The organism is Deinococcus sp. AJ005 (assembly GCF_009017495.1).
Classification (GTDB): Bacteria; Deinococcota; Deinococci; order Deinococcales; family Deinococcaceae; genus Deinococcus.
Map to the genome: position 1 here is coordinate 32,782 of NZ_CP044987.1, position 16,104 is coordinate 48,885.

At 64.8% G+C, this 16,104-nt stretch carries 8 protein-coding genes; 4 read left to right on the plus strand and 4 right to left on the minus strand.

Features of this window, described 5'->3' with window-relative positions; all coding sequences use genetic code 11:
* The gene (locus DAAJ005_RS00150) at positions 1-2,118 is read left to right on the plus strand and encodes a DUF2357 domain-containing protein (RefSeq protein ID WP_192930687.1); all 2,118 of its coding nucleotides are present in this window, start codon (positions 1-3) and stop codon (positions 2,116-2,118) included.
* A gap of 206 nt (positions 2,119-2,324) precedes the next feature.
* Positions 2,325-2,489 (plus strand): D-alanyl-D-alanine carboxypeptidase, encoded by a 165-nt coding sequence (locus DAAJ005_RS18825; protein WP_192930688.1) that lies wholly within the window; start codon positions 2,325-2,327, stop codon positions 2,487-2,489.
* Positions 2,490-2,884: 395 nt separating this feature from the next.
* On the opposite strand, the gene DAAJ005_RS00160 is transcribed toward DAAJ005_RS18825, so the two are convergent.
* The 3 genes from DAAJ005_RS00160 to DAAJ005_RS00170 form a co-directional block, all read right to left on the minus strand.
* Positions 2,885-3,781: a hypothetical protein gene (locus tag DAAJ005_RS00160; protein WP_151845319.1), complete on the minus strand. Its 897-nt coding sequence runs from the start codon at positions 3,779-3,781 to the stop codon at positions 2,885-2,887.
* Entirely contained in the window at positions 3,781-5,760 is a 1,980-nt protein-coding gene (locus tag DAAJ005_RS19335) for an AAA family ATPase (protein WP_151845320.1), read from the minus strand. The genes DAAJ005_RS00160 and DAAJ005_RS19335 overlap by 1 nt, the downstream gene beginning before the upstream one ends.
* A 126-nt stretch (positions 5,761-5,886) precedes the next feature.
* Positions 5,887-7,644 (minus strand): hypothetical protein, encoded by a 1,758-nt coding sequence (locus tag DAAJ005_RS00170; protein WP_151845321.1) that lies wholly within the window; start codon positions 7,642-7,644, stop codon positions 5,887-5,889.
* 540 nt (positions 7,645-8,184) lie between these two features.
* Here DAAJ005_RS00170 and DAAJ005_RS00175 point away from each other — a divergent pair.
* The gene (locus DAAJ005_RS00175) at positions 8,185-8,499 is read left to right on the plus strand and encodes a hypothetical protein (RefSeq protein WP_151845322.1); all 315 of its coding nucleotides are present in this window, start codon (positions 8,185-8,187) and stop codon (positions 8,497-8,499) included.
* Positions 8,500-8,817: 318 nt separating this feature from the next.
* On the opposite strand, the gene DAAJ005_RS00180 is transcribed toward DAAJ005_RS00175, so the two are convergent.
* Positions 8,818-10,275, minus strand: a complete 1,458-nt coding sequence (locus DAAJ005_RS00180; RefSeq protein WP_151845323.1) for a replication initiator protein A — start codon at positions 10,273-10,275, stop codon at positions 8,818-8,820.
* Positions 10,276-10,925: 650 nt separating this feature from the next.
* Between DAAJ005_RS00180 and DAAJ005_RS00185 the strand changes: the two genes are divergently transcribed.
* Positions 10,926-15,782 (plus strand): UvrD-helicase domain-containing protein, encoded by a 4,857-nt coding sequence (locus DAAJ005_RS00185; protein ID WP_151845324.1) that lies wholly within the window; start codon positions 10,926-10,928, stop codon positions 15,780-15,782.
* Positions 15,783-16,104 lie beyond the last annotated feature (322 nt).

Below are 16,104 nucleotides of genomic sequence, written 5' to 3' on the forward strand. Positions count from 1 at the left end.
GTGTTCAACCGTGTGTCCCGCCGCTCGGAATCCCTCCCGGAGCGGCTGGTCGGTGGTCTCTGGCAGACAGGCAGCGCAGGCCGCCTCAACGGCCTGCCGGCACCTGTCGGAACGCCGCTCGTGCCGGATCTGCGGGGGCAGGTCACCTGGCAGCCCGAAGGCCATGAGGCGGACGGGACGGCACCCGGGCGGTTTCCCGCTGGGGCGTCCGAGCACCTGAAGCTCGGCTCCCTGGAAGACGCACTGACGACCCTGCTCGACGACGGGGGAGACTGGACGCGGTGGGCCGGCCTGTCCCCCATGGACCGGAACCTCGCCGACGACCTGCAGCGTCTGCCCCTGGAAGAGGAAATGGCCCGACATCTGGCTCACCTCGAGGCGGTCTGCCGGCAGCCCCGCACCCACCTGGAGATCTTCGAGGAACGGCAGCAGGTCAGCCGCGCCCGCCAGATTCCGACGCGGGCCATCACCTACCTGGCGTCGCACACGGAGGACTGGGAGAACCGCAGCCTGCGCAGCGTCCGACCGAGACGCATCATCGCCAACGTCCGGGACGAGCAGTACGACATCTACGAGAACCGGGTGGCCGTCCGCCTCGTTGATCACCTGCTGCTGTACGTGCGGCGGCGTATCGCGCGGGTCAGCGAGCTGCTGCATACGCTCGGGGTGGTCGATACCAACGCGCACGAACCGCCCAGCGGCATGTACTGGCGGCAGCGGCGTCTTTACAGCCTGTGGGGCGACGCTCTCGACGTTACCGAGGGGCAGCTCCTGGCGGAGGAGCGGCTTCAGGAACTGCAACGCCTGCGCAGGCAGCTGGAGAGGTTGCAGGGCAGCCTGCTGTACCGGCAGGTCCAGCGCCGCCTCCAGGTGCCGGCGCAGCTGCGCATCACCAACATCCTCGGCAACGATCCGCACTACCGGAGGGTGGCGCGGCTCTGGCTGGCCTGGTACCAGCATGCCCACACGGGCCTGCCTTCTGCCGAGCAGCAGCAGCGCGACGCCCAGGAACAGTCCCGGCTGTTCGACGGTTACGCCCTGTTGCTCACCGTGCAGGCCCTGGTCCAGTTCGGGTTCACCCCTCTGCATGGAGATAGCACACTGCTCGTCCCTGGCACTCGTCTCGATCTGAGCGGCCCTGAAGGCGAAATCAGTCTGGAGGTGGATCCGGACGGGACGCACGCACTGTACCGGCATCACGAATCTGTCTTGCGCGTGGTGCCCCTGTCGACGTCGCTGTCTGCTTTGGAGCGAAGTGAGCAGTCATGGGTCGCCGAAGAGCTCGCACAGCTGGCTCAGGATGCACCGACATTCACCCTGCTGCTGTATCCCGGCGGCGGTGGAGCAGCTCCAGCGCCGGAGTTTCTGGCCCTTGGCACCGAAGCGGCCGCCTTACACCCCTCTCTGGGTTGCCTCCCAGGCTCTCCGGTTGATCTGGAGAGCACAGAGCGTGTCGCGCGCGCCCTCCGATGGGCCCTGACGGGTGGCCGCTACCTGGCCTATCCTCCACGTATTCCGCTGCCTGAGCCACTGCACGGTCTGGGCGCGCCGCCGCCCTTCCTCGGTGGGAGTCGGGAATGGGCGCTTCCCCTTCCCCTGGTCCCCAGTGACACAGGCTGGCGGGACCCGGCACGGGCGTTGCGCACGGAACTCACTCTGGCAGAGCGCACTTTAGCGGAGCTGAAGGCTGCGGGCCACCAGACCCGCACGGTCGAGCGGGAGGCCATCCGCCTGCGACAGGTTCTGACGGCGTGGGAAACCCTTGAACGTGAGGTTCTGACGGCCGAGACAGCGCTGGAGTCTCTCCGCCACTGTCCGATCTGCAGTTCTCAGGGAGCGGACCTGCAAGCCTGGGATCATGCGCAGTTCCGCTGCGAATGCGGAGACTGCGGTGCGGTCTGGAGTGTGCGGCGATGCCCTGTATGCCGGATCAGGCACCCCTGGCTGCGCCCTCGGCTGCGTGCGGTGCCGGTGATCGACCCGCTTCCCGGGTGGGCCGACCGACTGTTCGGACGGGACGTCCTGACGCTGCCAGATCCACATGACCTCACCGACGAGACCTGTCCCCGGTGTACCGAGCTGATGCCAGAAAAGCAGCAAGCAGGGGTGATGGGATGATCAGAGAAGAGGCGCGGCAGGACCGCTGGGAAATCTGCGGACCTCGTACTGAAGACCGTGATGCGCTACGCCTACCTCAACCCCTTGGGCACAACATTGCCGCCTCTCAAAGCTTTCAAGGCAAAGCAGAGCATCTTTATCGAGAGTCTGCCGGTGGCCGGAACCAGGCACGCCAGCCCGGAGGTGGGGCGAACGGCGGCCCCGATATGCACGCGAAGACCGGCAGCATGACGGGCATCTCCAGCCTCAGCGGCTTCCTCATGGTCAAAAGCGGTCGGCTGCTGGTCTTCGCCGTGATGGTGGACAGCTACCCAGCGAGCGGCAGCGACCTGAACCGCTGGCAGGACGACCTGCTCCCGGCCAAATACTGAACCTGCGCCCGCCGTGGTCTGAGTCATCCGGCTGCCGGCCAGGCCCTCCAAATTCATTCGAGGAGCATCTGAACGACGTACAAATCGTGCCGCATGTTGAAGCGCGCCAGGGTACGGGCGTCACCAGCGTGATTTGCGTGCCTGACGACGGGTGGTACGTTCGCGCCAGGGACAGTGGGGGTGCCACCGCTGGTGATCAAGCGAAAGCTGTGACCTTCCCAAGCGATGGCATGTCACGCCAGAGTTCCGGCTGCCCGGCCTGACGCCGGGCAGCCAGGCTCTAGACCCTCGGCCGGATCCGCTCGGCTCGACAAATGTCCACAGTCGTGTGATCGGCGGCAAATCAGGGACGGCCACGGCCGAGATGTAAGACTTGCGTCCTCGGGACTGACGTTTCAGGAACCGGGCACTGGGAATGTCGCCGTGACCGTGAAGCCCGCCCAGGTCGCGTACTCCCGCCAGGCCCGCTCGTACTGCTCCGCCGACAGCAGGTGGAGGTCCGTCTCCTGACCCGGTGCGCCGACGTCCAGCCCCGTCTCCACCGCCACTCCGCCAGCATTTGTCAGGACGTAGCGGGCGTGGAGTTTAGGGCCACCCGGCTGTTCTTCAAGCAGGATGATCCTGACCGAGACGCCGCTGGGGACCAGGCGCTCCAGGTAACGGGTGATCTTGGCAGGCCATGCGCCTGCCGGGAGTCTCGACCCCGTCACGATGTCCACCTCGGTTCCTGCCGCGAGCCGCTCGAAGATCACTACGGGCACGTCCCGAAATCTGGGCATCTCCGGATCGAAATACGGGTCGACCAGCACGACGCGGCTGCTGAGGGCCAGCAGCGGAACCACGGCACCCACGATCCCCTGGGCCGTGCGCGGGACCCGCAAACCCCGCGCCGTCTGGAAGCGCGGCTCCAGGCTGTCCGCGTCGTCCGGGGAAAAGTGTGCCCGCGCGTCTTCGGCGATGATCGCCTGGAAGGGCACCCTTCCATGTTGTGCGACGGCGTTCTCGATCCAGGTAAGTTTGCCGTCATAGGGCCGATTCCTCGGGGAGAACAGGGCCTCCCGTGCAGGTCTGGACAGGCGCAGTTCGGCCAGCCGATCTTCCATGCGGGCGCGCGTCTTGAGCTGGCGTGTCGTTCCCTCCTCAAGCGCGCGCGCCGCCGCGCCCATCCACCGGTTCTCCCTCGGCAGCGGCGCGATCAGGCGGCCAGTGCCCGGCCCGAATTCGTCGAGGAATTTGACCGGGCTGTCGCAGGCCACCACCGATGTGGGATCGACGGCGTACTCGCCCACCATCAGAACAGTTCCTTTGAGCGGTCGGCGAAGAAGCCGGCGGGCCAGTGGTGGACGAAGTCCCCGTCCGGCGAGATCTCCACGGTCTCGATCACCGTGCCGTCCTCCCCGGGGCGGGCGTACAGGACCACGACGTCGTCGACCGTGAGCGCGAGACCCGGCTCGCCCTCATCCTCAGTGGTCTCGCGGATGCGGCGCAGCAGCCGCAGGATCAGGTGTTCGCTGTGGGTTTCCAGCACGAAGGTGTGACCTCGTTCGTGGATGGACTCGACGAAGACGTCGGCCAGCTCGGCCTGCAGGGCCGGGTGCAGGTGGAGTTCGGGCTGTTCGACAAGCAGCCATCGGCCGTTTCCGGCCGCCGCGTTGACGAGCACGGGAAGGACCTGACTGACGCCCAGCCCCACATCCCGCGCGCCGACACTCACCTTGTGACGTCTGTCAAAGAGGTGGGTTTCCTCCGCCGCAGGGAGGTCACTCAGCTGTCCGTGAAGCTCGTTCCACTGGTTTTCCGCCTCTGCCCGCGCAAGCATCGGTTGTAATTTCTTCCAAATGTCACTCGCGTCCTTTGCCGATGCCGCTTCTGCGATCGCCGCTGCCACCTGAGACGCGACATACGCGCTCCTGGCCACACGCTGCTCGACATAAGTCTCGTCGAACAGTTTGCGGTTGCGGACCTCGTAGGCCATGTTCAGCTTGTCGGCCATCCAGGTGTTCACCTGGTTCCGCACGTCTTCCCGCTGCCCGAGCAGGTCCCAGGCCGCCCCTCCGCCGGCCAGCCACCGTCCGTCCTGGGCCTGCCGGCGCCCCAGATGCCGGTCCGGCACAGTCCGCAGCGGCCCCAGGAAGCCCAGTTTTCCCATCGCCGCACCCGCAGCCTGAAATGCCCCCAGCACGATGTCGAGAACGTCGTCCCGGAGATAGCCGATCAGGCGGCTGGCGTCGCGGGTCTTGTCCAAAAGCTTGCGGAGGTCAGCGCTTTCGTCGGCGTGGTAGAGCTGCCATGCCGAGACGAAGGCGTTCATTGCAGGGTGATTGTCGTAGCTCAGCCTGAAAAGAGAGGGCTCCACTGCGAAGACAGCCTCGAAAAACTCCGGAGCGAGGAACCTGGTCAACATTTCGTCACTGAGAATCGCTACCTGGCGTAAGACATAGTCCTGGAAATGGCTTGGGAGTTCGCCCGGGATCAACGGCAGCAGTGCGTAGAGATGGCGTAGGTCTGCAGGGGGGGACGGGACAGCTCCCAAAGAGTGGGCTGCGAGATCCCAGCTGATAAATTGTTGGGCCTGTCCTGGAATGCCCCGCAGCAGATCCGCCTGGGCGATATAGAGATCACGCGCGACAGCGTCGGCAACGGCGTGGGCCAGATCGTCGTGCTGGGCCGGATGGACGTTCTCGTCGCCCATGAGACGCATGAGCGCCTCAGTCCGGCTGCGCAGCAGCCCACAGACCGCCGGATGTTCCCAATTGAGATTGGACACGAAGGCCAGACGATCAGGGGCACGTTCACTGACCTCACCCGTCACCCCGAATCTGGCGAGTGGAATACCGTCTAGGGTGATGCTGGCCGATTTCACCCCCTGGGATACAGAAGAACTCGAGTCCGAGGCAAGGGCGCTATCTGTTTGGTCGGACTCTATGCCTACTCCCAGTTCCAGAATGACCGAACGGGCCTCCCAGCCCCCGACGGCCGGCACCTCGGGATCAGCCTGGAGACAGAGCGTCAGGGTGATGTCCTGTCCCGCATCATGCTGGTGGAGCATGCGCGCGATTCCGCCCAGGTTGACGTGCTCTCCGCCGGCAGTCACCTCGTAGGCATCGACCTCGCCCGTTTCCAAGGCGTGCTTGACGAGCAACAGCGCCTGGAGGAGGCTGGACTTGCCGACGCTGTTTGCGCCGAACAGCAGGGTCAGGGGCTTGAATCTGACGGTCTGCGGCATGCCAAAAGCTTTGAACCGTCCAAGGGCAAAGGAGTCAAGTTTCACGTCCCAAACATTGTAAGTGGCCGTTCAGACAGGGTGCCAGTATCAGCTGAGGCTTCCTCTCCGAAACCTTCGAATGTCAGCCCTGCGCCGTGTCAGACCTGTGAAGTCCGCTCGACAGGTGCATCCTCAAGTCAGACCGGCGATTTTGTCCGCGAGAAAGGTAGTGAGTGGCAACCGTCCAGGAAGGTAAAGTTCATCGGTCCGCATCTTCGAGAGCCACAGCACCTGCACGGCGGCTTGTAACAGGTCTGTGTCGCCGATGACCCGAATCTCCAGTGGTTTGGTGAGCCCTTCGAGCGCAGCTGCGCTGAAGATGGCCGCCCTTCCCTCACTCAGCGGCAGCACTCTCGGCTCGGCCGAAGGAAGCTGAACCCGTAGCGACGAACTCTTGCTCACTGCGACCAAGTCGAGTTGCTGCAGATGCGCGAACGCTTCTTTCAACTCCTCTGCCTCTCCAGCCATGAATTGCCCGTCCCGATGGACGATCAGACGGGTCGGGTGAAGAGCGTCCACCTGTGGAAGCGGGCCATGCTCCCTGATCTCTGAGAGTTCTTTCATCCAAGCGGGAAGCACCTCTGTCAGCAGGTGGGTGGGGATGCGTTCGTTGTTCTCCTCCAAGGGCACGACCCGCTTCCCGATAACGTCTCCAGACCAGTTGACGAGCACCATGGCCAGCACGCTCCGGTTCTCGCGGTGGTGGTTGCTGAGGTCCAAGCCGAGATAGTAGGTGCCCGATGTCGTTCCGGGCAGAGGTTTGAGCGTGTAGGGAAGGCCGCCCGCCGCCCGCAGGACCTTCAAGGCGAGCCGGGTGACCACGCCCCAGCAACGTTTTTTCTCTTCCTGCCCCTTCTCGTCAAGGAAATAAGCTTCACCCACAACGAGCACATGGTTGAACGGTTGCACGGCAGCCCGAAGACTCGTCATCGCACCGTGGGAGAGCGGCTGTCTCGGCAGGACCGTGACGGTGACCAGCGTCTGGCCTTCCTGGAAGGCGAGAGCTGCCTCATGGGTCAGCCTGTCCGGATGCGACAGTTCCCCCGTGCCGGGGTCGTACGTCATCGGCTTTTTCACCCAGCATAGCGGTGCAGATTCCTTCAGTCCCCACTTGGTGTCCCACACCCCGGACACCCAGATGATGGGGAAAGGACCACTCAATTTCTTGATCGCTGTGGCTGGCCCGAACCGGTAAACCAGAGCGGTACGGGCGTCGGAATCATCTGCAGGCAAAACGGCCACCAGCCGTACTGGACGATCTGGTTTCCGGTGCACGCCCTGTTGAATGGTGTCTTTCCGGTGGGCGATCTCCGTGTCGCCGATGACTAGGCGCGGAGAGTCCACTTCAAGTGCTTCAGCATCGCTGAGCTGTCTCGGTTGCGTCAGATCAGCGATCTGGGCGAAGACCGGCTCACCTTGCACGGCCTTGTGGATCTCCGTGATCGTCGGTAAGCGTTCGTCAGAGTTCGTGCGGGAGCGGTAGATGATTCGGAAGCGGGGAGCCGAGAGCGAATCCGCTTCACGGATGGCCTGGGCAGTCAGGTTCGTCCACATTTCCCCGGTGTAAGGATCCACGACCGTCCAGACGTCATCCTTGAAACGACTTCCCAGGAATACGGCGGCCCGTTCGGCCGGTTGCTCCGTCACCTTGGTCCATGTGGGCCGCGGAACGAACCAGCAGTCGTCGCCCTGAAATTCGAAAGTCCATGTCCAGGTCCGGTGGTGGTACAGCTTCACCCACTTGACGCCACTCGGATGGGTGCGTCCGTCATGACTCGCGAACATCGTGTACTTGTCTGCGCCGCGCTGCGTGTAGCCGGCGACGAACAGGGCACGGCGCAGCGTGCCATTCAGGGCCTTGAGCGTGTCGTCCCCTACCTTGAGCGACAACAGGTGTGATTCTGTCGCCTGTGCTAGGGGGCGAGGTGACTCCGCGCCGTGATACACCCGGACTCGTCCGCGGTATTCCACAGCCATCCAACCCTTCTTTCGCCACTGGGCAGCGAGCGCACCCGACCTTTGCGAAGGATAGTCGGTTCGCCGTAATTCGAGTGGGTGGTGCACAAGATACTGATTGCTCAAAAAGGTCTCGGCTGCGTTCACATTTCCCTCTGGGCCTGCCCGATTTCGCAGTTTTTCCGAAGCTCACGTGCAGGCTGAATTTTGATTTGACGGGGTGTATTTGGTCCAGGAGTTGTCAGTCTGCGCGGTGTTGTGCCGAAATCGTGGAGGCTGGTGTGGGAGTGTTCCAGTTTTGCATAGATGGTGATGACTCCATGGTTGACTGCTCCCCTCCGCCTGATGACGCCACATCATCGTCGGCAGGATCACTTGGCACGCTTTAAGATGACCGCATGCCCCGGCAGAAGCTCCCCGCCGCCCCACAGATGGCGCACCTCGTGCAGGCCTCCTCGCGCCGCTTCGGCAGGGATGACTTCCAAAACGTGGCCTCGCCTTCAAGGCGTTCAGGGATCAGCATCGGGGCTGGGCAGCCGTGCAAGGGGGCGAGAACTAAAGGGAACGGGTGGGCGCTGGACACTGTCGCTCTGGCCGAGCCGTTGGCGCATCCTAATGATCACCTTGGCGATAAGGCGAGTACTGCCGGATCACCTGACCTCGCAGGCCAATTCATTCACTGCGCTTCGATTATGGGTGTTGTCCTGCTTTGATGTTCTTTTTAGTGATTTAAAAGATAAAAAAAATGATGAAATCATCATCAGAGACTTCCCATTTATGCTGTGCTAGCGCGTATTCTCGTTCAGAAATCCTCAGAAACTACGGGAGAAATCTACCTCAATTCCTCAGAAACTACGGGAAGAGCGGCCTTCTCCCCTCGGAAACTACGGGATGGCCCACTGCCTCCTTTGCCTTCTCCCCTCGGAAACTACGGGAGCGAAACCCTATAGTTTCCTCGGAAACTACGGGAGATACCAAACATGACATCCCGGCATCTCCTCAGAAACTACGGGAATACGAGGGAAGAATGTCTAGACCTTCCTCAGAAACTACGGGATGGCCACCTGATCATAAAAATCAGCATCCCAGCCCAGCTTTTCCATCTGTTTACTCAGAAACTACGGGAAGAGCGGCGGGCTCAGCCCCTCGGAAACTACGGGAACCGTTCAGATGGTTCTGGAGGTCCTCGATCAAAGCTTCCATGGCAGGCGATCCACCTGACAGGGCGCGTGTGGCCTGCTGAATCAGCTGACGGGCGTCAAGCGTTCCAGCATGAAGGGCCTCTCCCAACGGAGCCCGCTGTTGCAGCGGAAGCCGCTTGAGAACGCCCAGTAGCGTGAGCTGCCGCATCGCCCAGTCCACCAGTTCCTGACCTTTTAGGGCCGCAATGCGCGCCTGGTCTTCCGCGTCTTTGGCCTCCAAATCCTGCTGTTCACGTCGGCTGGATTTCGCCCGCGCGGCCGGTGTGGGTTTTGGAGCAGCCTGGTGAGTGGGGAGGTCGGCGAAATCCTCAGGGCGCTGAACCATCGCCACCATCAGTCCGCCCCGATTCACCACGGGCCGGGTGCTGACTCTGAGGTAGTGGTCGAACCGACGCGCGGCTTCTTCGATGCGCTCTGGAAACACGGTTGACAGGCGGACCGCCACGCCCTGCTTGACCCCTCGCTCGCTGAGCAGTGCCGCGAGGTGCGGATACCCACTCTCCGGCGGCGGCCCGAACACGTACCGCACGATCTTGTCGCGGCCGCGTCCGGTAATCTCAGCCTCGGCGATGTAGCCGCGCGCAAGCAGCTCCCTATGCGCTGGTGCCAGGGTGCGCGACAGGTTGTCCGTCCGGTCACTCGTCAGCCCCAGCCGGCTGCTCCACGCCATCAGCGGCGCGCTGATTTCGGTAACCAGACCGTTGGCCGTGCGCTCGTCGAAATGCAGTGCGTCGAGCTGCCGATACACCGCCCGCACCAGCGGCTGGCTCAGCGAGCGGTAGAACTCTACATCCAGCGGCTTGATGTAACCCGCACGCAAGCTTTCCATGATGGGAGGCGCGAGCTGCACCGTGATCACGCTGGTGCCGCGAATTCCTGCTTTGGAGCGCACGTACGACAAGTAGCTGAGCTGGGCGAACGATTGGGTGGTCCAGGTCTGCGTCCCACTCGCGTACCAGCCCTCGTCAATGGTGTAGGAGGCCTTGTTGAGCCGGATCAAGCTCTCCTGGAGAGACCGGTAGTACTGCGCGGAGTCCGGCAGCCCCGAGGTCTTGAGCAGCGCGTAGGCCGACACGCTGAAGGGACCGTCGGGCAGCCCGGCCTCGAAGCAGAGATTGAGCAGGCCAACCATGAAGTCGTTGTCCAGGCCGTGCGGCACCACCTGATCGGCAGGCACGGTGCAGGTGACGATCACGGGGCGTCCGTCTGGGGTCAGGGCCTGCTTCTGCCAGCGTTGCAGGTTAGCTGGGATGGTCTTCTGGCCGCTAATCAGGGCCAGTCGGCCCAGATTCAGCTCGTCGTAGCCGCTGTTTCCTTCCGGGGCCGGGAGTTGCGGAACACTCCGGGATTTGCTCGGGGGCATGGCGACATTGTAGAGGTCCAGATGGACGATTCCAGAACGCCATTGAAATCGTTGGTCGGAGATAGAAATGTTGGTAGTACCGGGAGCGCTGTAGAACTCTGTAGATTTTGGCTGTAGTTAGCGGGATGCGGATCCGTTCCGAAGATCACGGTCTCGGCGTCCCTGAGAAACTCTCCGACAGGATTGCGGTCGCGCGTCGTCAGGATAGGCGGTCCTGAAAGCATCCGCTGCCCGCAATGCGGTATGCGGCACCGAAGGAGTGAAGCACCAAATCCCCCACTGGCTCCTTGAAATCCCTGGGAGGCCCGGAGTGTCGCAGGCGGATCGGGAATGGCGAGCAAGTCGCTGGCCCTGGCCGGAACACCGAAGATGTATTAGAGCGATGGTTTGTCGCCGTAGACCATCAATCCGAGCTGTAAACCGCGCAATTGCAGGGTCTCCAAGACCTGACCAGGAGAACACGGCATGCATGAGAATGCGCCGGTCACGTCGGGCACAGCCGCTTTTTGGTTGACGGTGTATCAGCAGAAAATTCGATCTGTCCGTAAGGGCAGAGCGCAGCCTGTAGAAGCCGTCTTCGGGAGGATTGCTCTGACCAAAGAGTTGTGAATGTGCGCTCCCTGTCAGATTTTTCCTGATACAACAGGCCAGTGGCCCCCCTGTCTGCCGTCGCGATCGACCTGGAGTTCGGCCCCGAGGGGTTCCGCAACGGCGCGCTCGTCTACGGTGAACATGCCCAGGCGTTCGGGCCGGCCCAGTTGCTGGACATCGCCCATGTGGTGCGCAACGTGCCGCTGCTGGTCGGGCACAACCTGCGCCGCTTCGATCTGCCGGAATTGAGCAAGCTCGTCGGGGAGCCGGTGGTCCTGGACGAGGGTCGTCTGCTCGATACCCTGGAACTCGCCGCCCTGGTGTGGCCGGGACGGCCCAGTCAGGCGCTGGAAAAGCTCTACCGCCAGACGCAGACTGCCAACGACCCGGTGGCCGACTGCCGCGAGTCCCTGCAGGTGGCGGCAGACGCGGTGCACGACGCCCCGGGCCTGCCCGGCGTGGTTCGGCACTGGGCCCGGCGCCTGCTTCCGGTCGGCACCCTGAGGGACCTGCTGCCCGAGGGGCCGGACGACTGGACGGCGGTGGAAGCCGAGCTGGGCGAGGCGCGGGCGCAGGCGCTGCGGACATACCTCACCTGCCTGCCTGCCGGCAGGATCGAGAACCTGGGCGCCGCCGTTTTCCTGCACTGGTGCCTGAAACAGCATGACCCCAGCCACCGCCGCCCGGTGTGGGTGGAGTTCACGTTCCCGACGTTCCTGGAGGCCGAAGCCTCACTCGGCCCGCTGGACACGTCGCCGGCGGCCCTGACTGCCGAACTCCGTGCCATCTATGGACCGGACTACGCCTTCCGCGACGGTCAGCTCGAGATCGTGCAGACGCTGCTGGCCGGCGAGGTGGTGCCGCTAGGCCTGCTGCCGACCGGGGGAGGCAAGAGTTTGACGTTCCAGTTCCCCGCTCTGCTGCTCAGCCGGCTGCGGCGCGCGCTGACGGTGGTGGTGTGTCCCCTGACGGCACTGATGGAAGACCAGGTCCTCAACCTGCGCGTGCAGCTGCCCGACTACGCCGAGCGGGTGGCCTACCTGACTGGCAACCAGTCCCCGGACGAGCAGCGCGCCGTGGTGGACGGGGTGTGGGAGGGCCGCGTCGACCTGCTGTACATCAGCCCCGAACGCCTGCGCAACCCAGGTATGCAGCGCCTGCTCTCGCACCGACGGCCAGCCCTGTGGATGCTCGACGAGGCCCACACCTTCAGCCAGTGGGGCATGGACTTCCGCCCCGATTTCCTGCGGATCGCGCGCGCGGTCGCCGAGATCCACCACGGTGCGCCGCCCCCGCTGCTGGGCCTGGTCACCGCGACCGCCACCACGCGGGTGTGCGAGGACCTCGAAACCAAGCTGGTCGGCGCGCTGGGGCCAGTCCTGGGGCGGCCCATGCAGTGCGTGCCGGCGTCGGCCCCGTTCCAGTGGCGCGGGGAGATCACGACCGAGATGGTGCGCCTGCCCCTGAGCGAGCGGCTGGCCGCCATCCGGCAGCGGCTGCTCGTCACGCGTGGTCAGGGCGTCTGTATCGTCTACGTGCGCTCGCGCAAACAGGCCGAGACGTACGCCGAGCAGCTCGGCAGCGACATGCGGTCCGAGCCTTTCCACGGCGGCCTCTCCCCGAAACGCAAACAGCAGACCCTGGAACGCTTCAAGGCCGGGGAACTGGACGTGGTGGTGGCCACCAACGCGTTCGGCATGGGCATCGACCAGGCGGGCATCCACACGGTGCTGCACGCCAACCCGCCCGGTACGCCCGAGGCCTACCTGCAGGAGATCGGCCGCGTGGCCCGCAAGACGGGGGAGACCGGCCGCGCCGTGCTGTTCTGGGACGAGCAGGATTTCCAGTTCGCCTTCGAGTTCGAGAAGCAGTCGCGGATCGGCAACAGCAAGAACCTGCGCGACTGCTGGGGCATCGTGCGCGACCGTCTGAAGGAAGATCCGTCGCGCCGCTGGGTGTCCAGTTTCGAGTTCGGCGCCGCGCTGCCGCAGACAGATCCGGACGACCTGACCACCCAGGCGCGGGTGGCGCTGTACGCCCTGGAGGCCTACGAGCTGGTCAAGGAGGGGGAGACCCAGCCGGCCCGGATCCACCTGCGCCTGACCGGGGGCCAGGGGGATCTGGGTGAGGAAGGTCGCCGGCTGCTCGGCGTCCTGAAACGCCAGGGGTTGCAGCCGGGCGACGAGGTTGCCCTGGACATCCGTGAGGCGGCGCTCCTGGCGGCGCTGCGCCCGGGCAAGGTGGTGACGGGCGCGCGGCAACTGGTCAAGTCCGGACACGCCCGCTGGAGTTACGACCTGACCCTGCGCGCCCGCAAGAACACCCGCACCCGCCTGGACCGGGCCGGGACCAGCCTGCGCGCGCTGCTCGAGCAACTCGGTGCCCATCCCGACGCGGACTTGGGCCGGATGCACGTCCAGGCGATCCGCGAGGACCTGGCTGCCCGGCGCAAGTCCGCGCAACTGGAGCTGGCCCTGAAGGCGTTTGCTGCCCTCGGCCTGGCCCGCTTCCGCATCACCGGGGGGCAGGCCAGCCTGGAACCCATGGCAGATGCCCCGGCGCGGGCGCACTGGAGCGCCTTCGCGCTGGGCCGCTTCGAGGTGGTGCAGGAGGCGTGGGGGGTCCTGGAAGCGGCGCTGCGCGAAGCGGACAGCGATACCCTCGTGCTCAACGCCGCCGACCTTGACGCGCGGCTGCCGGACCATCCGGGTTCACTCAACGCCATGGAGTGCCTGCTCGCCCTGGAGACCCTGGGCATCATCGACGTGGCGCGCAGCGACGAGATGCAGGGCCGCGTGTTCTACCTGGAAAAGGGGAGCAAGTACCAGGGAAGCAAGGCGCCGCAGTACAACCCGGCGGCCTTCAAACCGCTCGAGCAGCACTACGCCGACCGCACGCGGCGTCTGCACGCCATGCGCCTGATCGCCCTGGAAGAGCGTGAGACAGGCCGCGTGGAGTTGCTGCGTGATTATTTCACCCTGAGCCTGGACGCGTTTTGTCAGCGGCACTTCGCCGATCCGGCCAGCGCCGCCGTGCCGCAGATTCCCGAGTACGCCCAGCGCATCCTCCAGGGCCTGAGCGAGCCGCAGCGGCAGGTGGTCGAGGACGAGACCAGCCGCGCCATCCTGGTACTCGCCGGTCCCGGTAGCGGCAAGACCCGGACCGTGGTCCACCGCGTCGCCAACCTGGTGGTGCTGCGCGGCGTCCCGGCGGACCGCGTGCTGGTGCTGGCCTACAACAAGACGGCGGCCGGGGAACTGCGGGAGCGCCTGGCTGCCCTGATCGGGCCGCTGGGGGTCCGGGTGGACGTGTTGACGTTCCATGGTCTGGCCCGGCGGTTGACCGGGCTGAGCGACCGGGACGCGGTGGACGAACGTGGCCGGCGCGTGATCGGCGACGCGGCCCACGCCTGGCTGCTCCAGCAGGCCATCACGTTTCTGGACGAGCAGCCGTCCACCTACCAGTACGTCCTGGTGGACGAATATCAGGACGTCGACGACCTCAAATACCAGATGATCACCCGCCTGGCCCGCTTTGAGCGGGGCACCGACGGCGCGGAAGACGACCAGCCCGGTTACCTGGTCGGGGTGGGCGACGACGACCAGAACCTGTACGGCTTCCAGGGAGCCGACATCCGTTTCATCCGGCAGTTCCAGCAGGATTACCGCGTGGCCGGGGAGCAGGTCGTCGGGCTGATCGACAACTACCGCAGCGCGCGCCGCATCGTCGAGACGGCCAACGCGTTCATCGACGTGGCGCTTTCCCCGGACCGGCGACTGAAAGCCGGATCCCTGCGCGTCCGCAGCGTCCGCACCGAGGCAGGCAGGGTAAGTTTCGGCCGCTACGGCGTGCGGTACCACGCGGCGCGGGCCATCGCCGATCGGGTGGCGCAGCTGGTGGCCGACGGCACCGCGCCGCACGAGGTGGCGGTCCTCGCGCCGCGCTGGGACTGTCTGGAGGAGGTCGAGCACTGCCTGCGGGAGCGCGGCCTGGCCAGCCAACGCTACGACTGTGACGACCACCTGCGGCCCGTCAACAGTCTGGTCGGGCGCCACCTGCTGGGGCAGTTGCGCGCCCAGCTCACCACGGTCACCTCCGACGCAGCCGCTACCCTGGAGCAGTTGCGCTCGCCCTACAGCGCCGGTGACCGGGCTTTCGGTGCACTGCTGGCCGCTGCCGCCGACCTGCGCGACGTGACCTATGAGGCGCTGGCACTGAAGCTCGAGAGCGCGCGGCCACTGTCGGGGGGCCAGGTGGTCCTGAGTTCGTACCACTCGGCCAAGGGCAGCGAGTTCGACGTCGTGTTCGTTCTAGACGAGGGGGCCCGCGAGGACGACGACGCGACGCGCGCCCTGTATGTCGCCCTGACGCGGCCCCGACAGGAGCTGTACCTGCTGCGCAGCGTCCACGCCTGTCACCCGGCGTTCAAGGCGGCAGCGTTCATGGCCCGGCTCCAGGCCATCGGCGTCGAGCCGTTCACGGTGGACCGCAGCCACGTGCCGCCGGAGACGGTCACGTTTACCCTGGATCTGGGGCCGGGCCAGTTGTGGATCAGCGCGAAAGATGTGGTGGGGGAAGGCGGGCGCCGCGCGGTCGACGGCTATGCCCGTCAGTGGGGACCGCTGGAGCTCCGGGCCGCCGTCACGAAAGACGGGAGCGGCCGGGTGTACTACACGCTGCGGACACCGCGCGGCGTGGTGGCGCAGACCCGGGCCTTCGATCCCCGCCTGGACAAGGACCGGACCCTGAGACGCCTGCACGCCCTGCTGCGTGACGGGGCGCGTTGCCAGGCCATGGCCAGCACAGTGATGATGTGCGAGCGCGACGACGAGTGGTACGCCCAAGTAGGGTATCTGGGAGATGCCCTCTCGCACTTCGTCGCGCTGCCCTCGCTGCTGATTGAGCGAGGGCTGTAGCACCGAAAGGGTGTTCATACCTTCAACCTGGGCTTCCATCTTGTGGCTGACCATAGATTGTAGATATGTCGTTTTCTGCCTCTTTAGTGGTTGGTGGTATTTTCAAAGCTGCAGCCAACAGTGCCTTCAGGACCGCGCTGCCTCAGCTGCTCAACCCCTGGGGGCGTCAAACAGGCCGGCAGCAGATCTAAAATTTGATCGAATGCGAAATGCACGCTGACAACGTATCAAACGGTGCTCGCCCCTGTGGCCATATGTGCGGCGGAAAATCGGTTCTCTCGTGCATCTGCTGCGGCGCGTTCCACCAGGCCATATGCGACAC